The 20,850-nt window shown below is 51.8% G+C and carries 21 protein-coding genes and 1 pseudogene; 7 read left to right on the forward strand and 15 right to left on the reverse strand.

Annotated elements, in window-relative coordinates:
• Positions 1-109: 109 nt before the first annotated feature.
• The 3 genes from NI000_RS16890 to NI000_RS16900 all read right to left on the reverse strand — a co-directional run bounded on the left by NI000_RS16890 (position 110) and on the right by NI000_RS16900 (position 2,584).
• Positions 110-1,228: an FtsW/RodA/SpoVE family cell cycle protein gene (locus NI000_RS16890; protein ID WP_253412479.1), complete on the reverse strand. Its 1,119-nt coding sequence runs from the start codon at positions 1,226-1,228 to the stop codon at positions 110-112.
• Between the two features lie 148 nt (positions 1,229-1,376).
• A complete protein-coding gene (locus NI000_RS16895) occupies positions 1,377-1,757 on the reverse strand; it encodes a DUF1634 domain-containing protein (RefSeq protein ID WP_253412481.1) in 381 nt (126 codons plus the stop codon).
• Positions 1,754-2,584 (reverse strand): sulfite exporter TauE/SafE family protein, encoded by an 831-nt coding sequence (locus NI000_RS16900; RefSeq protein ID WP_237763141.1) that lies wholly within the window; start codon positions 2,582-2,584, stop codon positions 1,754-1,756. The genes NI000_RS16895 and NI000_RS16900 overlap by 4 nt, the downstream gene beginning before the upstream one ends.
• Before the next feature lie 143 nt (positions 2,585-2,727).
• Here NI000_RS16900 and NI000_RS16905 point away from each other — a divergent pair, with 143 nt between their 5' ends.
• Positions 2,728-3,183 carry an Lrp/AsnC family transcriptional regulator gene (locus NI000_RS16905; protein ID WP_253412483.1) on the forward strand — a complete coding sequence of 152 codons (456 nt, stop codon included), beginning with the start codon at positions 2,728-2,730 and terminating at the stop codon, positions 3,181-3,183.
• 30 nt (positions 3,184-3,213) lie between these two features.
• Here NI000_RS16905 and NI000_RS16910 read toward each other — a convergent pair whose 3' ends face one another.
• Genes NI000_RS16910 through NI000_RS16925 form a run of 4 tightly spaced genes read right to left on the reverse strand, consistent with a single transcriptional unit; the run spans position 3,214 to position 7,200 of the window.
• On the reverse strand, positions 3,214-3,417 hold the full coding sequence (locus tag NI000_RS16910) for a hypothetical protein (RefSeq protein ID WP_253412485.1): 204 nt from the start codon (positions 3,415-3,417) through the stop codon (positions 3,214-3,216).
• Positions 3,414-4,466, reverse strand: coding sequence for a GerAB/ArcD/ProY family transporter (locus NI000_RS16915; RefSeq protein WP_301292534.1), 1,053 nt, complete (start codon positions 4,464-4,466; stop codon positions 3,414-3,416). The genes NI000_RS16910 and NI000_RS16915 overlap by 4 nt, the downstream gene beginning before the upstream one ends.
• Positions 4,467-4,504: 38 nt before the next feature.
• Positions 4,505-5,704 (reverse strand): Ger(x)C family spore germination protein, encoded by a 1,200-nt coding sequence (locus NI000_RS16920; protein ID WP_253412486.1) that lies wholly within the window; start codon positions 5,702-5,704, stop codon positions 4,505-4,507.
• A gap of 5 nt (positions 5,705-5,709) precedes the next feature.
• Positions 5,710-7,200 carry a spore germination protein gene (locus tag NI000_RS16925; protein WP_253412488.1) on the reverse strand — a complete coding sequence of 497 codons (1,491 nt, stop codon included), beginning with the start codon at positions 7,198-7,200 and terminating at the stop codon, positions 5,710-5,712.
• 214 nt (positions 7,201-7,414) lie between these two features.
• Between NI000_RS16925 and NI000_RS16930 the strand changes: the two genes are divergently transcribed.
• On the forward strand, positions 7,415-9,127 hold the full coding sequence (locus tag NI000_RS16930) for an alkaline phosphatase (RefSeq protein ID WP_253412490.1): 1,713 nt from the start codon (positions 7,415-7,417) through the stop codon (positions 9,125-9,127).
• Positions 9,128-9,134: 7 nt separating this feature from the next.
• Here the strand turns inward: NI000_RS16930 and NI000_RS16935 are convergent, their stop codons facing one another.
• A complete protein-coding gene (locus tag NI000_RS16935; RefSeq protein ID WP_253412492.1) occupies positions 9,135-9,944 on the reverse strand; it encodes a DUF817 domain-containing protein in 810 nt (269 codons plus the stop codon).
• Between the two features lie 316 nt (positions 9,945-10,260).
• Here NI000_RS16935 and NI000_RS16940 point away from each other — a divergent pair, with 316 nt between their 5' ends.
• A complete protein-coding gene (locus NI000_RS16940; protein WP_253412493.1) occupies positions 10,261-11,175 on the forward strand; it encodes a class I SAM-dependent methyltransferase in 915 nt (304 codons plus the stop codon).
• Between the two features lie 93 nt (positions 11,176-11,268).
• Here NI000_RS16940 and NI000_RS16945 read toward each other — a convergent pair whose 3' ends face one another.
• From NI000_RS16945 to NI000_RS16955, 3 genes are all read right to left on the reverse strand, one after another.
• Positions 11,269-11,547: a DUF2277 domain-containing protein gene (locus NI000_RS16945; protein ID WP_253412496.1), complete on the reverse strand. Its 279-nt coding sequence runs from the start codon at positions 11,545-11,547 to the stop codon at positions 11,269-11,271.
• 172 nt (positions 11,548-11,719) lie between these two features.
• Positions 11,720-12,136 (reverse strand): VOC family protein, encoded by a 417-nt coding sequence (locus tag NI000_RS16950; protein ID WP_253412498.1) that lies wholly within the window; start codon positions 12,134-12,136, stop codon positions 11,720-11,722.
• A gap of 104 nt (positions 12,137-12,240) precedes the next feature.
• Positions 12,241-12,576 carry an ArsR/SmtB family transcription factor gene (locus NI000_RS16955; protein WP_253412500.1) on the reverse strand — a complete coding sequence of 112 codons (336 nt, stop codon included), beginning with the start codon at positions 12,574-12,576 and terminating at the stop codon, positions 12,241-12,243.
• Positions 12,577-12,779: 203 nt separating this feature from the next.
• Here NI000_RS16955 and NI000_RS16960 point away from each other — a divergent pair, with 203 nt between their 5' ends.
• From NI000_RS16960 to NI000_RS16970, 3 genes are all read left to right on the forward strand, one after another.
• The gene (locus NI000_RS16960; RefSeq protein ID WP_253412502.1) at positions 12,780-13,190 is read left to right on the forward strand and encodes a VOC family protein; all 411 of its coding nucleotides are present in this window, start codon (positions 12,780-12,782) and stop codon (positions 13,188-13,190) included.
• A gap of 321 nt (positions 13,191-13,511) precedes the next feature.
• Positions 13,512-13,790 (forward strand): hypothetical protein, encoded by a 279-nt coding sequence (locus NI000_RS16965; protein WP_253412504.1) that lies wholly within the window; start codon positions 13,512-13,514, stop codon positions 13,788-13,790.
• A gap of 145 nt (positions 13,791-13,935) precedes the next feature.
• A complete protein-coding gene (locus NI000_RS16970) occupies positions 13,936-14,223 on the forward strand; it encodes a hypothetical protein (RefSeq protein WP_253412506.1) in 288 nt (95 codons plus the stop codon).
• A 104-nt stretch (positions 14,224-14,327) separates the two neighbouring features.
• Here NI000_RS16970 and NI000_RS16975 read toward each other — a convergent pair whose 3' ends face one another.
• Together NI000_RS16975 and NI000_RS16980 are read right to left on the reverse strand one after the other, a co-directional pair.
• Entirely contained in the window at positions 14,328-14,960 is a 633-nt protein-coding gene (locus tag NI000_RS16975) for an HXXEE domain-containing protein (protein WP_253412508.1), read from the reverse strand.
• Between the two features lie 21 nt (positions 14,961-14,981).
• Positions 14,982-15,566, reverse strand: coding sequence for a TetR/AcrR family transcriptional regulator (locus NI000_RS16980; RefSeq protein WP_253412510.1), 585 nt, complete (start codon positions 15,564-15,566; stop codon positions 14,982-14,984).
• 231 nt (positions 15,567-15,797) lie between these two features.
• Here NI000_RS16980 and NI000_RS16985 point away from each other — a divergent pair, with 231 nt between their 5' ends.
• Positions 15,798-17,315: a M36 family metallopeptidase gene (locus tag NI000_RS16985; protein ID WP_253412512.1), complete on the forward strand. Its 1,518-nt coding sequence runs from the start codon at positions 15,798-15,800 to the stop codon at positions 17,313-17,315.
• 68 nt (positions 17,316-17,383) lie between these two features.
• Here NI000_RS16985 and NI000_RS16990 read toward each other — a convergent pair.
• Positions 17,384-17,641 (reverse strand): annotated as a pseudogene (locus NI000_RS16990) (NUDIX hydrolase); the annotation flags it as partial.
• A gap of 150 nt (positions 17,642-17,791) precedes the next feature.
• On the reverse strand, positions 17,792-20,584 hold the full coding sequence (locus NI000_RS16995; RefSeq protein ID WP_253412514.1) for an endo-beta-N-acetylglucosaminidase: 2,793 nt from the start codon (positions 20,582-20,584) through the stop codon (positions 17,792-17,794).
• Positions 20,585-20,850 lie beyond the last annotated feature (266 nt).

Genomic DNA, 20,850 nt, shown 5'->3' on the forward strand with positions numbered 1-20,850 from the left:
CATCGTTGTCCCTATCATTCTATTCCCCTCCAGACTCCGCTTCAAGAAAGAATAATAGGAAAAAGTGAAGATAAAATGCAGATCCGGTGCAGATCAGGTCAAGAACGCCTCATTCGAACGGACCCTGATGAATTTTAACGCTTAAAACAAGGCCGAGCGCAACCATATTGGTGAGCAGCGAGCTTCCTCCGTAGCTGATGAACGGCAGAGAGATCCCGGTCAACGGCACCAATCCGATATGCATCCCGATATTCACGTAAATCTGAAAGACGAGCATGGCCGCCATTCCCGCAACGAGGTAGGAGCCCGCTAGTTCCTTCGTCTCCACAATAATGCCGACCATCCGGTATACCAGCAAAAAATACAGCATGAGCAGAATCGTCGCGCCCAAAAATCCGTACTTTTCGCCGACAACTGCAAAGATCGAATCGGAGTAGGCGTAAGGAACAAACCCCTGCTGCTGGTACAGACCGTTATTTCCATGCAGTTGGCCCGAACCGATGGCGATCCGCGCTTGTTCATAATGCCACGACTTCTGGGGATCGCTTCCCGGTTCCAGGAACGTCTGGATTCTCGCCATCTGGTGCGGCTTGACGATCTTCGACAGCAGTTCATGGTCGGCATAATACAGCCACAGCACTGACCCTACCGCAATCCCGGCAACGCCAACGGCGGTCAGCATATACGACAATCGGATGTTGCCCGTCCACAGCATCCCGAAAAAGATGCCGACAAAAACGAGAGCCGTGCCCAAATCGGGCTGTTTCAAAATAAACATGATAGGCAAGGCAAAAACGGCACAGACGGGAAGGAGATCCTGAACGAAGCGCAGCTTCTCTCCCTCCCGCTTTTGCAGTAAATGTGCAGCTAGCAAAATCGTGAACAGTTTCACCGGCTCGGAGGGTTGAATTTCCACGGAGCCGACGCTTAACCACCGGGCCGCGCCGTTCACGACCTGTCCCTTCCAATGGACGTAGGCCAGCATTCCGATGCCGAAGGCGTACAAATAATATGCCAGCTTGCCTGTGAGCAATCGGTAATTGAGCACCGTCACCAACAGCATCGGAATGCAAAAGACGCCGAAATACATCATGCTGCTGATATGCAGTCCATCCAGTTTAGTCCCCGCGGTGGCCCGGTAAACCGCCACTGTACCGGCGGCCATCAAGCACAACATAAGCACAACGATGCCGCGGTCTATTTTTTTCAGCTTATCCAAAAATATCATACGGGTACCTCGACCTTCGATTCTTGGGATTTGCGCAATCGTTCCGCCAAAAGCCCTGCAATATAAAGACGATCAGCATGGCAAAAAGTAGCAAGGCGCATTCCCGAGCTTTCAGAATAGCCCGAAGAGAATCGAAGCCGTCACGCGCTTAAGCCTTGCCGAGAAAAAAACTGACGATCAGAATGAGAAAAACAAGCAGGCTGATGCCCGCGTATAAATAATCTTTTTCCTTCAGAAAGACGAGGATCGAAATCCCTACCCGAAATACCGGCGTTAGGATTAGCATCAGCAGGCCCGTCAAAATCACGGCGTACGGTTTAAGCTGCAGCAAGCCTTGGCCGATTTCCGGCAGACGGGCCGGAAACGTCCGTCCCGGATATCCGCTGTCTCCCAGAATCAGGAAGAGTACCAGCCCCAATAAAATGACGGTCGCGCTGAGAAGCACTCCCGCCCGCAAATATTGACTGATCCTAAGCTCCACAACGGCGATCGAACGCCTGCTTGCTTCACGCCCATCCCCCTGGCTCATACGATAACCCCCGTTCCTTGCAAGATCATTTGTACCGCAACGTACGTCAGGACGGGAATGAACCATTTGCGAATCGTCGTGCTTTTCATCCGCTGCATGATTCTGGCCCCGGCCGTCGCTCCGATCAATACGCCCAAAGCGACGGGAGCGGCTATCCCCGGATCGATGTCTCCCCTGAACAAATACACCCCTGCGCTGGCTGCTCCTGTCACGCCCATCATAAAATTGCTCGTCGCGCTGGACACCTTGAGCGGAAGCTTCATAAACACGTCCATCGCCATCACCTTGAAGCTGCCGCTTCCGATCCCAAGCAAGCCGGATACGACGCCGGCGCCATACATGACTCCGAAGCCGCCGTACACATTGTCGACGTGATAAGAAACGTTTTCGTTCAACGCTTTGTCATAGTAAGCGCCTTGCAATTTCAGCTTCCGGGCTAACGGATGGAGCGGAACGTCTTGGGGCAGCTCGCTCTTCCCTTTCTTCAGCATCGCCAATGCGGAATACAGCAGCAGCAGCCCGAAAATGATATACAGGATCGCAGGAGACATCAAGCCGCCCAGGAAAGCTCCCGTAATCGCCCCAATCGTCGTTGCGATCTCCAAAAACATGCCGACTCTGACATTGGTGATCCGGTCTTTGATGTACGCAATCGCCGCTCCGCTCGAAGTCGCGATCACGGAGATGATGCTTGCCCCGATGGCAAGTCTGATGTCTACGCCGAACAGAAGCGTCAGCGCAGGCGTCACGACAATGCCTCCTCCGAGCCCAAGGACGGAACCGACAATGCCCGCCAAGATGGAAATCAATAAAATTTCCGCTGCCATGATCGTCAAAACCACTCACTCCTTTCGTCTACCCACATACATATGTATACTACATAATTTACTTTCGATCAATATATGTACATATTCACTTTACATTGTATATGATATAATAAGCGTAAAGTTTCCGCGAAAGGTTGAAGCGAATGCAATTTAAACATTTGGACGAGATCGACACCCAGATTTTGAAGCATCTATCGGAAAATGGACGGCTGAGCAACGCGGAATTGGGCCGCCTTGTCAACTTGACCCGCGCGGCAGTCCGCGACCGGATCAACCAATTGGTCAGCAGCGGCATCATCGACCGGTTCACGATTACCGTGAACCCGCTCAAAGCAGGCAAAATGCTGTCGATGTATTTTGACATTGAAGTCACGTGGGAAAGTATGCGGCAGGTGATCGATGAGCTGACGGCAGACGAGGAAATCACGAACGTGTACCAGATGAGCGGCAAGCCGCATTTGCATGTTCACGCTCTGCTGGACGATCCGGAGCATGCCGAGCGGTATATGAAGAAGCTTCAGTCGATTCGGGGGATTACTTCGGTTCACAGCGAGATTGTCATCGCTCGCCATAAGGAGCGGGGCGGGTTATTAATTTAAGGGGGACGGCGGCTTGGCCGTTCGGGACGCTTATAAGCCTGCCCGGTCGAGCATCCAGCTGAGCCACCGGAGCGGATTGATCTTGTGATGGACAAAAATGCTTATCCAGACGATGCAGCCAAGACAGGACAAGGAGACGAACAGTCCAATTTCCTTTAACGATTTATGACTGCGCAGCATCATGGCAAGGCCGCCGCCGAGCGCTGCGAGGAAACCTAGGATGAACCCGGTCACGCGGCCTCCCTCCCTCTGCGAGTCCAAGTCAGGATAAGAAGCAGGACGGGGAGCACGACTCCGTATATACTGGCATATTGAAAAATATACCGTTTGTCCCACTCGATATTTTCTACGACGTTGTCACTGAACGTAATCGCAAGGCCGGAAACCAGCAGCATGAGCGGAATGGCAACCCATGTTCGATCGCTCAGCCGAAACAGTTGGCAGATGCCGGTCACCGCGCAATGATACGTGATGCACAGCTTGACGAATATCCATACGAGCCATACGATCACAATCGTCGTTTCCACGCGTTCGATAAATTCCGCAATCCGCAGCTCTTGCGCGATAATAAACAGCGGATACGTAAAATGGGAAGCCCGCGTCACGCCAAGCACGCCGATCGTCACAAAAATAATTCCGCTTAAGAAAAGGGTCGCCAGTCCAATGCCAAGCAGCAAAGCGGTCTTGATCCTGTTCTTCACATAAGGAACCAGCATCATCAAGGAGATGACTTCGAGAAAAGGGAACCCGATAATGGCTTTTGTCTCCTTCATCGTCTCCCACACGTTTAACTTAAACATGGGCTCGAATCGTTCCCACTTCCATTCGGATACCGCAAACAAGCAGATGGCGACCAGCATGAATACGACCGCCGGGCTTAGAAGTTCGTTGACCCGTGCGATGCTCTCTACCCCTTTGACGGACGCGTAGCATACCACGATCAAAAACATAAAGTGAAACACGGAAATCGGCGTATTCGGCATCAGAGTCGATTTCATAAAGTCCCCCAAATTGCGGGTAACCCAGCTTGCGGTTTGGATAAAAAACGAGATATACAAAAGCGCGATAAACCCGCCGATTTTATTTCCCGCCGCCTTGATGCAAATCTGGACGAGGCTCAGCCCGGGATTTCTTTTCGCCAGAATGAGCCACAGGCAAGCGACCAAGACGACGGCAGACCCCGCCCACAGCGGCACGAGCCAAGCATCCTGCTTGGCCGCGGCAATCATCCCGCCCGGTCGAAGAAAAAAAGCGGTGCCTATCGTAAAGTTAAACACCAGCAAAAAAAACTGCCAACCGCCGATGCGAGCGTTTTCCAGTACTATCCCCTCTTCTCTTTATACGGATCGATGGTCGTGCCCATGGATCGGATGATGCAATGGACGGCAAGCTTAAGCTCCGTTTTTTTCCAAGCCCCTTCTTCCTTCTTTATATCCGCCCATTCTTTACCCGATTTGCGCTTCATTTGCGCTTCGATCCCGAGCAGGTCCCACCCGAGCCGTTTTGTTTTCTCGTAAAACTCGGAAGCCTTTTTCTCCACTTGCTCGTTAAACTGCGCTTTAATCTCAGCCAGATTTTGTTCGGTTAATTTTACATTCTGATCGTTGTCGTAAATCTGCGCCTCCGCGTAAATATCGATTTTTAATACCGGTTTACGGGAAACTGTCGCCAGTTGCCGGCGGACCTCAGGCTTCGGAGCTTGAAGATCGACGTGCTCTCCATTGACGATCAGTGGTTCGTTCAAAACGCCGATCTGGCCGACCAATAAATAAAACCAAGATAGATCGGACGGTTCCAGCCGCCCGATCATCCGGTCGTGCTTGAATACCGCGCCTCCCTTCATGATGTAGTTCCCTAGATTGGCATCAATTTGGTCGTACCGCTCGGTGGTCGGCATCGGCTTGGTACCGGATAAACTGACGATCGGCAGGACGGTTAACATGGAGCCCTCCATATTCTCGACCAAATCTTTGACACGGGATCGCTTACTTTCCCGGCCGGAGTATTTGGACTGGAACTCGATCATCGAACGTTCGACCCGGCCCGGCAGCCTTTCAAGCGGAATATACGTCTTCATCATATCCGAGAGCGGTGAATCCGTAACGAGCACATGAATCGTAGCCCTTCGGTCGGGTCGTTTTTCAAGAAAATTAAGCATTTCCCTTAATCCGTCTTTCGCAAACCGTTCGGATACAATCAAAGCTTGGTAATGATCATAGAAGGGTCGTCTCGGAACGATATTGAACGTTTTTTCGGCCAAGTCCACTGCCGAGAATCCTTCAACCTTGTACGTATATACCGGAGCTTTAATGCCTACTCCCTTTTGCACGGCTACTCCCGGAGGGTTTATCACTTGATAGTACCCCGTGTATTTCCCCTTACCGGGCTCCCTGTCCATACCGACCAAGTCTACGATGGCAAGCTGATTGACCTCCACCATATCCCAACAGCCCGCAAGACTGCAGCAAGCTGCCGCCAGCGCCAGCAGCTTTCCTGTACGAACGAATGTTTGAAGAATCATGCGGCTCACCTTTTTTTCCGTTTGGTCCGGTTCATGCGAGGGAAGGTTGTCATCCACGGCCGCGGCACCCGCACCAAGATATCTTTCCAGTCCGAGAAGAACGTCGGCGCAACCGGAGCCAAGTAAGGAACGCCGAACGACTTGAGCGAAACCAGATGAACAAAGGTGAACAACACGCCGCATAAGATACCGAAGCCGCCCATAAACCCGGCCAAAATCATATATCCGTATTGCAGAAACCGCTGTGCAATCCCGAAGTTGTAGAAAGGAGCGACAAAATTGGCAATCGCGGTGACGGCTACCACAATGACCATCGCTGCCGATACGAGGCCGGCATTGACCGCCGCTTCGCCCAAGACGAGCGCTCCGACGATCGATATGGCTTGACCGGCAATCCGCGGCATGCGCAGGCCGGCCTCACGCAGCACTTCAAAGGTGACCATCATCAGAAACGCCTCCACGTAGGAGGGGAACGGCACCCCTTCCCGCTGCGCGGAAATATTGATCAAAAGCGCAGCCGGCAGCAGTCCTTGATGGTATGAAGTTACGGCAATGTAAAGCGAAGGAACGAATACGGCAAGCAGGAACGCCAGGAACCGGATCCATAACAAGAACGTCGCGATATCTGCCCTCTGGTAATAATCTTCGGGAGACGTAAAGTATTGCATAAACGTGAACGGACCGATCAGCGTCAGCGGGCTGCCGTCCACCATGACCGCAACCCTCCCTTCCAGCAGATGAGATGCCGTGACGTCAGGCCGTTCCGTTCTCATTAAGGTTGGAAAGATCGTCAACGTTTTATCCTGAATCCATTCCTCCACATAAGTGCTGTCCAGAATACTGTCGGTATGCATCGATTTGATTCTTCGCTGGAACTCGCTAACCACTTCCTCCGGCGCGAGATCCTTCATATAGACGATAAGCACCTTGGTTTCGGTTGCCGTGCCGATCTGCAATGGCTCGAAACGCAGAGCGGCCGTACGGATTCTTTTGCGGATCAAGCCGACATTCGTCGCAATGTCCTCGATAAATGCTTCGTGCGGTCCGTGTACGGTGTTTTCCGTTTTGGGCTCCGTCACCGCACGCTGGTAAAATTTCGCCGTATCGAGCACGAGCACGTGCTCCGACTCCGGGATGACGAGCAGGCACTTTCCATCCAAAAGACCTTGCGCGCATGACTTCAATTCCGACGAGGCCGAAATCGCGGCGACCGGGATCCGGCGCCGGAGCAGGTCTCCAAGCTCCAACTCGCCGTCCCGAGCGGCAGACAACGTTTCCCCGGTAAACGTACGAAGAACGTTATCTTCGATTTTTCTCTTATCTGCCAAGGTCTCAATAAATAAGTAGGTGCCTTCCAGCTTGGGGCCGAAGGTAAACGATTGATGAATGAGGTCCGGCGGATTTCCAATCGTATGGATCAGCAGATCGACGAAAGATCGGGTGTCGCTTTTGTCAAATTGAGGGTTGCCGTTTGGCGGTCTGGTCCCTTCGATCATACGAAACCTCCAGCTTTTCGTTATGCTTCATTTATTTCCATTCCATGGAGGAGTAATACCAGAGCCTAAAAGAAAAACACCGCCGAAAGGCAGTGTTGGATTGAAATAGCGTCCTCAGCTCGGTCTGATTTTCCTAAATTATTTTACTAATAACATATATTTACTTATACTATAATAAGTTGGGATATTTATGTGCCGATGGGAGGAATCGATGATGAAAAAGAAAGCCGCAGGTCTTTTTATGGCATCCTTCTTATTATGCAACCTGATCCCGGCTTCACTACACGCTGGGAATGAGGCAGCGAAGCCGGGGTCCAAAAACCTGATCGTACTGATCGGGGACGGTATGGGTCCCGCCCAGGTCACGGCTGCGCGGCTTTACTCCAAAACCATTCTGGGAGCGGAAAGCTTGCATCTGGACGATTACTACGTCGGCCAAGCCAGTACGTTTTCGGAACGCGGAGAAGTGGACGGCAGCGTCGAATCCGGCATGATCACCGATTCCTCGGCGGCAGGAACCGCTTTGGCTACTGGCCGCAAAACGTACAATTCCGCGGTCAGTCTCTCCAACGAAGAGGTGGCCATGCCCTACGCCTCCGTGATTGAAGCCTCGGAAGCGAAAGGAAAAGCGACCGGACTCGTCTCCACGGTAAGAATCACGCACGCGACGCCGGCCGTGTTCGCCTCCCACGTACGCAGCCGCAAGAACGAAGCGGCCATCGCTTCGCAAATGCTGGAAAGCGGCGTCGATGTTTTACTCGGCGGAGGCGCGGATTATTTCACCGGAAAGGATGCCGGCGGGAAGCGTCCGGACAAAACGATTGTTCCCGATTTCGAGGCTAAAGGCTACTCCGTCGTCAAAGACTTGGCCGGCCTTCAGGCGCTGACCGCCAAGCACGATAAAGTGCTCGGCCTGTTCAGCCGGTCGCACCTCGACTACGCCATCGACCGCGACAGCTCTTCCCCAAGTTTGGCCGCTCTGACGGGGAAAGCCATCGAGCTGCTTTCGGCCAAGCCCGAAGGCTTCGTGCTCATGATCGAAGGCGGTCGGATCGACCACGCCGCGCATGCCAACGATTTGCCGACCATGGTCAAAGAAGTGCTGGACTTCGACGCGGCCGTGAAGACAGCGATGGATTTCGCCAAGAAAGACGGCAGCACCTCCGTTGTCGTAACCGCAGACCATGAGACGGGCGGTCTGTCTCTGGGCCGCGATAATATTTACGAGTTAAATATCGACCTCTGGAACCGGCAAAAGCAATCTTCCCAGGTGCTGAATGCAGCGCTTGAGCAAGCCCGCACGCCGGAGGAAATCCGGAAGTTCGTTCAAACGAACACAGCGATCGCGGATCTGAGCGACGAGGAGGCCCGTTTCATTCTGAAAGGCGACGGTACGAACTACGAGCGCGAAGGTGCGTATAACGCCGTCATCTCCAAGCGGCTTCTGGTCGGATGGTCCGGCCACGGGCATTCCGGGGTGGACGTGGGCGTCTGGGCCTACGGACCGATTGCCGAGCTGGTGAAGGGAAAAATCGACAATACGGACATCGCCAAGGCAGGCGCCCAAACGATTGGCGTCGATCTCGATGCCGTAACCGCCGGGCTGCAGGCCAAGTACTGGTATCCCAAGTTCAAGATAACGCCCGATCGATCGGTCGTCTATCCGGCCAAGGCGCTCGCCGCGAAGCTGGGCGCATCGGTGGACTGGGACTCGACTTCCGGCACCGTGCGGATGTCCAAAGGCGGCACAACCATTCTCGTGAACCTGAAAGACGGCAGCGCGACGCTGAATGGTCAAGCGGCAGCCTATGCCGTCCATGTCGAGAAAGGCACACTGTATTTATCTCTGGATGCATTCAACGAGCTCAGCGGGCAAAGCATGACTTGGGACCCGCTTTCCGAGCGTCTGGTGCTGAAAGCTGGCTGACCTTCCCCTACCCTTTGCGCTTCATGCTCGTATCAGCGGAATTCTTTTTGGGGAGGAGTTCCTTTACATGCTTTAACTGGGCGACAATAATAAAGCTGACGATCACCAGCAGAAACCAGGAGCTGAATTTGCTCCACGACACCATGCTCCAGCCGGCTTGTTGATGGGGGTAACGCCATGCCCCCAGCCAAGTTCCGATATTTTCGGCGATCCAGATGAAGAAGCCGACCAGCGCAAAACCAAGCGTGAGCGGCATCCGGTACACGCTATCTCCCACCTTGAAATACAGCGTCGTGCGGAAAAACAGCACAAATAGCAAAGCCGCAAGCAGCCAGCGCAGATCGGGGATGAAGTGGTGGGTCATAAAATTCAAGTAGATCGCTGCCCCTAGCGTTACCGTCCAGACGGAAGACGGCCACCGCTCCAACCGGATGTGAAGCCTGCGCCAGGCTTGGCATAAATAGCTGGCCACACTCGCGTACATGAAGCCGCTATAGAGCGGAACGCCGCCGATTTTGGTCCAGCCCGGCTGCGGGTAATCCCAAGAGCCCATATGTACCTTATACAATTCAAGCGCCAGACCGATGAGATGAAATACGCAGATCACCTTCAGCTCGTCAATCGTTTCCAGCCCTGCCCGCACCATGATGATTTGTACTGCGATACAAATGACGAGCATCCAGTCATAAGCCGGCATTCCGGGAAGCGGTGCGATTTTCAACAAGGCCAACGAAAGAAAAATGCAAGCGGGAAATATGCAGGACATCGCTTCCTCGTAGCCAAAAAGCAGCAGTTGTTTGCCCCATCTCCAACTCATGCCATTCCCCTCCGTTTGTATCGATTGGCAGCGTTGTCTGGATTGCTGCCTCTGCATTTATTGTAATTTGAAAAATAAGAACAAAAAGAGAAATGTGGAAATCAAAAATTTCATATTTTTAAAATAACATGCCGGAGCTGAGCGATTTATTTGCTCTACAAGGGCTTCCCCATTTTCGCAAATTGAAATTAAGAGAAATTACCTATTGACAAAATTATAAATTTATGCTATAATTTACATTTAAATAAATCGTGTGTATAATAAGATTCTCCTGGCCAGGGGAATCTTATTTTTGTTTATGCTGGAGGATAATTGAATGAAGCCAAATGAGTCGAGTTTAACTTCGTTGGTATCCGCTTTTGGTCGAGCCTATCACAGCCAATATGACACGCCTAAAATTTTCGATGATTTTCTTGCAATCGATCTCATTTCCCCACAAGAGTTTTCGGACATTAGAGAAAATATGATTCAAGGCATTCCGTTTTTCAATCCGGATATGGCTCAAAGATTTCAGGATGATCCGGATGAAATTTTAAAATGGATTGTACAAGTCCAGCTTTCCCCGACGCCGTTGGCACGTTCTGCGTATTGCGAAAAAGTATTGCTCAACGAAGTTAGGTTGGGATTAAAGCAGTATGTCATCCTCGGTGCCGGGTTAGATACGTTTGGTTTCCGTCATCCGGAATTGAAAAATAGCTTGGACATATTTGAAGTTGACCATCCGGCTACCCAGGAATGGAAAAAGCAAAGGTTGGATCATGTCAAATTTGAAATTCCGAGCCATCTTCATTTTGTTCCTATGGACTTCACCCGCCAGTTCTCATATCAGCATCTGATCGATGAAGGGTTTGAAAACTGCAAAACGTTTTTTAGCCTGTTGGGGGTTTCTTATTATTTAACGAAGGAAGAAATCTCAAGCTTGATCCATCACTTATTTGCCAAAGTCCCGGCAGGCAGTTCTATCGTTTTGGACTACGCGGACGAAAACCTGTTTGAAGAAAAGGGGATGTCGAATCGAGTTGAAAATATGGTGAAAATGGCCTCCGTAAGCGGAGAACCCATGAAATCGTGCTTCACCTATGACGAAATTGAGAAACTGTTGGAACAATCGGGCTTGCTCATTTATGAACATCTAACGCCGGCTGCGATCCATGATCTTTTCTTTCGTCATCGGACGGATTATTTGTCTGCGTTCGAAACGATTCATTATATTCACGCAATAAAAAAATAATATTTCGGTTAAAAGCAGAATTGCCTCTCAACCCTCGCCGAGGATTGAGAGGCTGTTTAGTTACGCCCGCTTCTCCCGCTCGACCACGCCACCTTATTTCTCCCCAACGCCGAACCGTTTCGCCGATCGAATGCGGGCGCGTTCGATTTCCACTTCACGGTTGCGGGGCTCGGCTTGGGTAACCAGCGAGTCCAGCAGCTTACGGGCAGCCGCAGTAACCTCCTCGACGGCCAGTTGGAACGCTTCCTCGTTCGCCTTCGAAGGCTTGTTGAAGCCGGACAGCTTCCTCACGAATTGAAGCGAGGCGGCTTGAATCTCATCCTCGGTTGCGGGAGGATCGAAGTTGAACAGCGTCTTAATATTTCGGCACATAGCTTTTCTCCTTTGGACATCCTTTTTGTGGTCATCTTACTACACTCTTCTTCCGTACGCCAGCTGGCGCTAGTCGCCCAGTCGGAGGCTCAAGTCCCAATGAGCTCATGACAACGTCATGCTTGTGAAAAAACCTCCCAAATTTACGGGAGGTTTTTAGCAGCTATAACGATTACGCTTGTTGAACCGCACTTGCATCCATGTAGATTAATTCCCACAAATGACCGTCGATATCCTGGAAGCTCCATGCGTACATAAAGCCATGGTCTGCCGGATCGTTCGAAGGCTTGCCGCCGGCGGCCAAAGCTTTATTGACAAGCTCATCCACTTGTTCCCGGCTATCGGCGGATAAAGCGACGATGACTTCCGTGCTTTTGGCGGTATCCGAAATGTCTTTCTTCGTAAACGTTTTGAAGAAGTTTTCAACCAGCAGCATGACGAACGTGTTGTCGTTGACAATCATGCAAGTGGCGTTTTCGTCAGTAAACTGGGGGTTGAACTCAAAGCCGAGCTTCGTAAAAAATTCGACGGATTTGTTCAAATCTTTAACCGGTAAATTAACAAAAACTTTATCTGCTGTAAATGCCATGACCGATCACCTCTTCGAGAATTTGCAATGCTTTTGTGAAACCCGGAGTGACGCCCCTCCTCTCCCACGTTTTACCATCAGCGCACGCCGCCATCGCGACGCGGCTACGGCTTGTCGTCATGCTTCTGTTCTAACTTTTGCAGTTCCAGCAAATATTCGTCCAACCGGTCGAACCTTTCCTCCCAAATACGGCGGAACGACGCGAGCCACGCATCCAGCTCCATCAGCGGTTGGGGCCGCAGCCTGTAGATCCGGCGGTTAGCGACCGGCTGCATCTCGACAAGACCGGCTTCGCTAAGAACGCGGAGATGCTTGGAAGCTTGCGGCTGATGGAGCCCAAGCCGATCGGCGATTTCCCCTACGGTGAGCGGGCCGTCACGCAGGAGCTCGACGATATGTAAACGGTTGGGCTCCGCAAGAGCACTCAAGATCGAATTCATGAATTAAATGTACCCGAATTGGAATATTCCTGTCAAGGTATATTCAAGAGGCTCCTTTGGAATCTCCTTTATTCTAGCATACGAACCAAGCACCAATTTCTTATGGATTGCTATCGTTGCATTATTTTAAATGATTGATCTGGATCGTTTACGTCAATACTTTTGATAGGTATAAGCCTATTGAATAAAGGAGTTGGATCAAGATGGGAAACGCGAAGCAAAAAATCACCACGTTCTTCATGTTCGAAGGCAAAGCCGAAGAAGCCATGAACTTCTACATCACTCTATTTGACCGATCGGAAATCATCAGCATGCGGCATTACGGACCGAACGAAGCCGGTGCCGAAGGAACTGTGGTGCAAGCTTTATTTTCACTGAACGGTCAAGTGTTTATGTGCATCGATAGCAGCGTGAAGCACAATTTTACGTTTACCCCTTCCATGTCATTATATGTAACATGCGACACGGAAGCGGAGATTGAGCGGGTGTTCGGGAGGCTATCCGACGGGGGATTCGTTCTTATGCCGCTGGGAGCTTACCCGTTCAGCGAAAAGTTCGGCTGGGTTCAAGACAAGTTCGGCGTCTCCTGGCAGTTGAATCTTGAGAAAAAATAATGCAGCCGGACGGCTCTCGATCAGGGATCCAGCGGTTGTCCGAACGTTAACAAATGTTTACGAATCATGGTCAAAAGGTGCCAAGAACCGCCGCCGGAAGGCAGCGGTTCTTGCCTTTTTTGCTCCAAAGCCAACGCTGAACATCGACACAAAATGACGCTAAACAACATTTTACAAAAAAATGACTTGAATTTACCTAAAATATCGCATATTATTTTCTATATGAGCAATATATTAGGCATAATATTAGTTTTTTGTAATATTTATCGTACACCTTGAATGTCTATTGCTCAAGAAACTATGTTTAGGGGGAACCTCCAAGTGAACACAAATGTAAATCCCGGGGCAAACGTGAACTACGCGAATCAGCCTCAATCCGCGCCGATCATCACGGTGAAAGATTGGCTCGTTACGTTGCTGATTTTGATTATTCCGGTCGTAAATCTTATTATGCTGTTTGTATGGGCCTTTGGCGGCGGAGCGAATCCGAGCAAATCGAATTATGCAAAAGCCGCACTGATCTGGATGGTCATCGGATTTGTCTTATATTTGATAGTCGGTGTTCTGTTCATAGGTCTTATCGGCAGTTCAATGAAATAAGTTCATTCAGTCAAGCGAGCCTGTGCTAAATCTCAAGAAGATTTAGTACGGGCTTTTTATTTTGCCGCCTCCGCATAGGACAAAATCCGACGGCCATACGTTATATCGTAGGTCGGCTATATCCGACGAGCAGGAGGACATACGATTGCATATTTCAAAAACCAAGCCCAACCCCTATCCGTTCCTTGCGATATCCGCTTCGGATCTCAAGAAGGCCGTTGTGATTGATTTTATCTCCAGCACCGGGATTTACGCGATCGTCCGTAAAGTAACGGCTTCGGATCTGCTCGCCCTTGCAGCCAGCATGGCCGCGAGCACCGTTCTGCAAAAATGGTCGGGGCGGCGTCGGAAGAAAACATTGCCGGATCTGCGGCCTGCCAAAGCCATCCCTTGGCCCAGTCCGGGGAACGCAACGCGAACTCGCCTAACCTAACTGCTTATATCGGCAGGTTCGGTCCAATTTTTAAGGTTTTTCCAAATAAAAAAACAGGCCCGTGTGCAAAAGTCGCATGGGCCTGCTCCGCATCGCCGTTTGCTTTACATCCCCTTCGGCTTATACGGTCCTAACTGCTGGGGAGAAAATCGGTAACGGGAGTTCGGGTCCTTCATCCACATATTCCCTTTGATGATCAAAATATAAACGGCGATGACAAAGTAAACGGTGCCCGCAATCCAGTCCGTCGCGCTAGCTAGCCCCTGCGTCACGATATGGTGGACATACCATCCGCCCACAGGAATATGAAGAAACACGACGGCGAACAAACCGGGATTATAAAAGGTTCTTCCTTTCAGATTGGCGAAAATGCCGTGCCAGATCAACTGGAAAAAGCCCATAAGCATCGGAGCGAGACCAAGCCAGATGACATTCGGATACAGCAGGGGAAGCAGGTAAAAGACGTAGGCGATGACCAGATTAATGACCATGGCCGATTGCGGATTGAGCGGATACCGGTCCGGCTGCCCGCTTCTAAAAATAAGGGCATTGAACAAGCCTCCGAAATAGCCCGGCCAGCGGTACTCCTCGAATTGATGCACCAGAATCGCAACAAAACTCAGCCATAGCATCACGTTTATTTTCGGAATCCCGCTTCCGCTCACGATCAAGTAGAAGCACACGGCCAGAGCTACAAGCATCCCCAGGTCCTGCCAATACTTTCTCAAGAAATTCATGGCTTCTCTCCCCTATCCTCTTCATTTTTCGTGAAAATAGCGTTCAAAGAACCAATCGATCTGCTCCCCGATCGGCAGCATCTTCACTCCGGCTCCCGATTCGAGAATCGGCTTCATGAGAGCGGGAAGGAAAATCGCGCCGAACAGCTGCGTAATCATCATCATTAATTTGTCCGAACTGTCCTCCTGCGTAATCTTCTGTAAAACGGCTTGAATTTTATGAAATCCCATCTCGCGAAGGAATTCGCCGTATTCGACTTGGGATGCGAACATGGCGGTTCCGGTGGCGATGATTCGGGAGACGAGCTCCGGATACTGCTGAATGACCTGCACGTAAAGCGTCAGAAACGTTTTTAGTCTCTCTTTCGGCGGCACGTCAGAGTCGTCCAACACATCGAACGTCCCGCGAAAGCCGAGCAGCATAATTTTAATCGCCTCGCTGATTAATTTTTCTTTGGAGCCGAAATAGTAATTGATCAGCGCAATATTGGTGTCCGAGTGGGCGGCAATTTTTCTTATCGTGACGTTCTCGAAGCCTTCCTTCTTAATCATGTCCAAGGTCGCTCGCAAAATTTTGTCTTTGGTTTCCACTTGATCCGGCGGCATAGAGGCCCTCCTCTTCATAACCTGAAATTAGGTTAATCGTTGTTTTAAACAATGTTTTAATCATTGTTTAAAACGATTGTACCATCCTTTTTATTCCAACGCAATGGGTCAAACGCTGCCGTCTGTGCCTAAACCGTGACATAGCCCAAGCCCCTTATGACTGTCATATATTACAAATAAAGTAATATAATGAATTTCGTAACATATTCCCATCCTAATGGAGGTGTTTTTATGTTCAAGCGTCACAAGCTTTGGAGTACGGTGGCCGCTGCAATCGTACTCACCCTGGCGGTCCCTACGGCTATGGCCGAAACGGAAGCCCCGATCAGCGCCGAGCAGAAGCAGCCCGCCGATGCCAAAGCTGCCGCAGACCGGTATCTGAAGGAGCACGCCAAGCAGTATCAGCTCAAGGCCGATTTATCCGACTTGAAGTATGTCACCACGATTCAAACCGATGCAGGCCATTATGTCCGTTATCAGCAAATCGTGAACAACGCCCCGGTGTTTAACCGGCAGGTAACCGTCACCTTGGACCGTTCTTTCCGCAACCCTTTGGTCATTTCCGGTTACGAGCCCTACACCACGGTTCAGCAGGTGTCGCAGCTGCTGCCGCCCGGCGATTTAAAGGCCAAAGCACTCCAGTTCGTCGAAGACCAGGCCCAGGGAGAATGGGCGCCATCCTCCGAGGAGTACGGCTATACGATACAGAAGGGCGTCGCTACGCCTACCTACCGTGTCGTCGTCCATAGCAAGGCCCCGTACGGCGCATGGGAAACCTACATTCATGCAGGCAGCGGAGAGCTGCTGCGCAAACGGAATTTGAACCAGCGCGTGAACGGCACCGGCAAAGTTTTCCTCCCCAATCCCGTCGAATCCCAAGGCTCCGTCGGCAAGCTCAAAGATAGCAACGACCAGGATTCCTCCGAATTGACCAAACAGCTGAAACCCGTTACCCTCCAAGGCTTGGACGGCTCCGGTTACCTGCGCGGGCAATACGTCAACATTAACTCCGCCGCCAAGACGTATTCTGCCTCCAACCAATTCAACTATACCCGTTCCAACGACAGCTTCGAGGATGTCATGGCCTATTACCACATCGATACGCTGCAGCGGTATTTGCAGCAGCTTGGCTTCAAGAATGTCAACAACCGTACCATCAAAGTAAACGTCAACACATCTCCGGACGACAACTCGTACTATCAGCCGTCGACAGGCGAATTAACCTTCGGTACCGGCGGGGTAGACGATGCGGAAGACGCCGGCGTCATTGCCCACGAATACGGCCATGCGATTCAAGACAATCAGGTGCCGGGCTTCGGCGATTCCCATGAAGGCGGCTCGATGGGCGAAGGCTTCGGCGATTTTCTCGGCGCTACTTATGAAGACACTGCCTCCTCCCCCGGCTTCGGCAAAGCGTGCGTAGCCGAATGGGACGCCACGTCGTATTCCAGCACCAACCCGCCATGCCTGCGACGCTTGGACGTCAATAAAGTGTATCCGCGCGACCTTCAAAATGAAGTACACGCAGACGGCGAAATTTGGTCTCAGGGATTATACGATATGGCACAATCCTTCGGACGCGACGTAGCCACCAAAATCATCATCCAGTCCCACTTCTCTCTCACGCCCACAGCCACCTTCAAGGACGGCGCCAAAGCGATCAAACAAGCCGATCTCCAGCTTTACGGCGGCCAGCATGCCGCAGAAATCGACCGGATCTGGAAAGCACGCGGCATTCCCACCAGCTAACGCCAAAAAGACAAGAGCCTGCAGTCCGTCGTACTCGGCGGATTGCAGGCCTTTTTATTGTAAAGCGCATCCCAGAGCGGATTATCGCTATGGTCGACGATGATGTATCCCAACAATTCGCATTCTCCCTCTACATAGCCTTCTTCCCGTGCTTCCCGTTTAAAGCATTCCTCCGGCGTTTCATCCGCTTCCTTGTGTCCTCCTGGAAAATCCCATCCTCTATCGCGTAAATCGACTAATAATAATTTTCCATCTTGTAAGCAAAAGCCGTGTACACTTGTAATCAAATCGTTTTGCGGAAGCTTGCTGCTTTTCTCCCAAGTCAATTTAACTCTTGATCCTCCCTAGTTTACATGAATAGTCGTCATTTTACCCCTCCCATGATTCGATTCCGCCCCGCCAAAAAGACCCCTCGTCACCTTGGACGAGAGGCCTTGTCGTACCGCACGCTTGAACGAAACGCGCTTTGTCTTGAACTATTGGAACTGGAACCAGTCTATATCTGCGATGCCGTTATCGCGGACGCTCCACTTCGTATAGTTCGGATTTTTAAAGGTCACATGAACGTTCTGCTTGCCGGTAACGGGCTTTTTCAGATCGACGGTATAGTTCTTGTAGAACGGCGCCAGTTGCTTCGCCTCCACCGGCAGAGCCACATCTGCGATGAGTTCGCCCTGCGGGCCGCCCAAGCGTACTTCCACCCGGGTGTCCTTCGCCAGAACGGCAGCCCGAACCGTTAACTTCGATGCTGCTTTTGTCCCGAAATCGACATCCTTAAACGACAGCCAATCGGCAAAGTTCAAGTCACGGACATTCACATAAGTGCCCGGCACGAACAGACCGTTGGATTGATCGTATTTTTCCGCCTGCAGGACGACGCCGTTCTGAGGATTTTCCGGCGCCACGACCTTCACGCGGATTTCCGTCTTCACGCCAGGCTGGCCGTTGACCGGCCCCGTCTGCGCTGTCAGTACCGCATCCCCCGGGCCTACCGCAGTCACTTTGCCCCGCGCATCCACTTTGGCGACAGCTTCGTTATTCGATGTCCAGGTGACATTTACATTTGCTGCCGTGGAAGGCATGACGCGGATATTGACATAGTTCGTCCATCCGGTTTCCATCGTCAGCTTGTTGTCCTGCAAGTGCATCGCATGAATGGAAGCTGCGGCAACCGGACCTTTGTTGAACTGAACTTTCTGCCCGGTCCCCCATTTCCAAGTCAGCGCCTGCGGCTCGCTTGCCGTTCCATCTTTGCCAACAGCATACAGCTCCAGCTTCACATCATTCTCGCCGAGACGAGGAAGCGACTTGATGTAATACACTTCGTCGTAAATACGTCCGACCCATTCACGCTTGCCGTTTGCCACGCGCATGAGGTCGTAATACCAAACATCCTGCTGCTTCGCATTGAAGTCCCACTTCACGAACATCGCGGCTTGATTGTCGTCGAACATTGCCTTCTCGACCCGGAAGCCCGTCGGGGCGACAGGCGCCTGCGGTTTCTTGCCGTCCGTCAGCTTCAACTCGCCGATGTTGGCCTTAAAGGGCACGTCATCCGCCGATTGCGAACTGATGCGCAGACTAATTGCTGCGATGGTGCGTCCCTCGAACGGCTTCAGCTTGGCCGTGGCCGTGGTCCAATCGTCGCTTGGTCCGGCTTTCAAATCGACGGCGGCCGGATGCTGCGGGTCGTCCTTGAACGTAAGCAGCGCCTGAATGTCGGCTGCCTTCTTCAGATGCCCTTGCGCCTGGCCGTTGCCTTTCTTGTCCGGCAGCTGGACGTCCGATTTGTACGTCAGCGACAGCTCCACGTCTTTGGTCACCGGCAGCTCGGTTTTGTACAGATGAATATCCGCAGCATGGCTCGAATTCAGCGTACCTTCCACTTTCAAGGAAGAGCCGCCGTTCCATGCGGTTTCGTAGTCGTATCCGACCGTCAGCGGCTTGCCAGCGGACTGCGTCCACCACTGCCATGTCGGCAGGATGTCCTGCGCCGCCATGTTGTTCCACTCCGTATCACTGGACTTCCGGCCGTTTGCGAAGAAGTCGAGCCCGTGCCCGTTGTTGAAGCGAGTCACGAACGGATAGGAGCCGATGACGGAGCGCTCCGGTATGTAATGGGCAATTCCCGGCCAGCTCTCATATTCGGTGCCGACCGCCCGGCCGCTCTCCGCAGGATTGCCCTTCGGTCCCGACCAATAGGCCTGCTCGCGCTTCTCGATTTCCGGCTGCATGCGGATATCGAACGGATTAGGACCTTTGTTCCAGACCATATCCGTGCCGAAAAGCGCTACGCTCGTCCGGGGCGTGCGGGAGGCGTCGTTTTTGAAAATCGCATCAAGCTCCAAGCCGCGGTCGAAGCGGAATTTGTCATTTTCGATGCCCGCGAAGAGCGAGGCATACGGATCAAGACCAAGCTTACGCGCATGGTCGGCGCTGCTCTCCAAGCCTTGCGGCGTATACGCGTAGTTCATGAAAATGCTGTCGTGGGCACGCTTTCCGTCACGTTCGTCCAGCAGCCACGGCGAGTTTTCCTTGTTGAATCCGTTTACATAGGAGACCTTGCCGTCCACGGTCAAGCTGTCGTACCAACTCATATACAGGCCCTGGCTGCGCATATATTTCAGCATTTCCATCAGCAGAGCCGCATGCTCCTTGCTGATCGTCGCTTCTTGGTTGATAAAATATCCGTCGAAGCCGAAATACTTCGCCATTTCGATCATTTTATCGGCCACCGGGAATTTGCCGTCCGGCGTCTTCTCGACCAGCTCCGCGAAATTGATGTTGCGCGGCCAGAACCAACCGCCCAGACTAATAACCCCGTTCCGGTGCGCCGCATCGGTATAAGCCGGATTGGGCAAGTTCACCACGCCGTAATCCCGCTTGCCCTCTTCGGTCGGAGAACCGTAAACCGGCAAACCGTGCCAGGAGGCATAAATGTCCTGATACTGCCAATATTTCAGCACGTTGCGGCTGAAGCTGTCGTTATAGCGGTACCCCTCGAACCATTCTTCCTTATCGTAGTCGGCGGAAAGATTCATGACCTGGGCCGTGCCCGTTAATTCCGGGTGCGCCTGCGTCGGCTGGAACGCTCCGATCCGCTTCGCTAGCGGAACGCGGGAACGAAAATACTTCGCATACGGGTCGCTCTCCGGGGTCCATTCCTTAATCTGCTTGGCGTTGTAGCCGTACAAATAAGGCTGCTCCGGCCCTTTCGGCGTTTCCATCGCCAGAGCCGCTTTCGGCCCTAACATCAGAGTGGACGCCATAACGGCCGTCAACCCTATTGATACCGCTTTCGTAACGGTTCGAGAGAAAGATTTTTTCCGTTTTTTACGTTCTGACATAACGCACCTCTCTTCGTTTGTTCCGGCCTGGTACCATCCTAGCAATTGCTGCAGCTGCCAATCCAAGGAAAAGAAACGACTCGTCTATTCCACCCTAACACCGGTTTGCGGCAGCAGTAAAGTGGCCAAACAAAAGATTTCATGGACATATTAAATGATTGTAAGCGCTGTAATAACATTTTATGCTG

Origin of the sequence: Paenibacillus tyrphae (assembly GCF_024158745.1) — a bacterium.
In the GTDB taxonomy this organism is placed as follows: domain Bacteria; phylum Bacillota; class Bacilli; order Paenibacillales; family NBRC-103111; genus Paenibacillus_G; species Paenibacillus_G tyrfis_A.

What these genes read in the sequence shown, in the direction of transcription:
- NI000_RS16890 (WP_253412479.1), bottom strand. Translation starts at nt 1,228, where the DNA reads ATGATATTTTTGGATAAGCTGAAAAAAATAGACCGCGGCATCGTTGTG.
- NI000_RS16895 (WP_253412481.1), bottom strand. Translation starts at nt 1,757, where the DNA reads ATGAGCCAGGGGGATGGGCGTGAAGCAAGCAGGCGTTCGATCGCCGTT.
- NI000_RS16900 (WP_237763141.1), bottom strand. Translation starts at nt 2,584, where the DNA reads ATGGCAGCGGAAATTTTATTGATTTCCATCTTGGCGGGCATTGTCGGT.
- NI000_RS16905 (WP_253412483.1), top strand. Translation starts at nt 2,728, where the DNA reads ATGCAATTTAAACATTTGGACGAGATCGACACCCAGATTTTGAAGCAT.
- NI000_RS16920 (WP_253412486.1), bottom strand. Translation starts at nt 5,704, where the DNA reads ATGATTCTTCAAACATTCGTTCGTACAGGAAAGCTGCTGGCGCTGGCG.
- NI000_RS16925 (WP_253412488.1), bottom strand. Translation starts at nt 7,200, where the DNA reads ATGATCGAAGGGACCAGACCGCCAAACGGCAACCCTCAATTTGACAAA.
- NI000_RS16930 (WP_253412490.1), top strand. Translation starts at nt 7,415, where the DNA reads ATGAAAAAGAAAGCCGCAGGTCTTTTTATGGCATCCTTCTTATTATGC.
- NI000_RS16935 (WP_253412492.1), bottom strand. Translation starts at nt 9,944, where the DNA reads ATGAGTTGGAGATGGGGCAAACAACTGCTGCTTTTTGGCTACGAGGAA.
- NI000_RS16940 (WP_253412493.1), top strand. Translation starts at nt 10,261, where the DNA reads ATGAAGCCAAATGAGTCGAGTTTAACTTCGTTGGTATCCGCTTTTGGT.
- NI000_RS16945 (WP_253412496.1), bottom strand. Translation starts at nt 11,547, where the DNA reads ATGTGCCGAAATATTAAGACGCTGTTCAACTTCGATCCTCCCGCAACC.
- NI000_RS16950 (WP_253412498.1), bottom strand. Translation starts at nt 12,136, where the DNA reads ATGGCATTTACAGCAGATAAAGTTTTTGTTAATTTACCGGTTAAAGAT.
- NI000_RS16955 (WP_253412500.1), bottom strand. Translation starts at nt 12,576, where the DNA reads ATGAATTCGATCTTGAGTGCTCTTGCGGAGCCCAACCGTTTACATATC.
- NI000_RS16960 (WP_253412502.1), top strand. Translation starts at nt 12,780, where the DNA reads ATGGGAAACGCGAAGCAAAAAATCACCACGTTCTTCATGTTCGAAGGC.
- NI000_RS16975 (WP_253412508.1), bottom strand. Translation starts at nt 14,960, where the DNA reads ATGAATTTCTTGAGAAAGTATTGGCAGGACCTGGGGATGCTTGTAGCT.
- NI000_RS16980 (WP_253412510.1), bottom strand. Translation starts at nt 15,566, where the DNA reads ATGCCGCCGGATCAAGTGGAAACCAAAGACAAAATTTTGCGAGCGACC.
- NI000_RS16985 (WP_253412512.1), top strand. Translation starts at nt 15,798, where the DNA reads ATGTTCAAGCGTCACAAGCTTTGGAGTACGGTGGCCGCTGCAATCGTA.
- NI000_RS16995 (WP_253412514.1), bottom strand. Translation starts at nt 20,584, where the DNA reads ATGGCGTCCACTCTGATGTTAGGGCCGAAAGCGGCTCTGGCGATGGAA.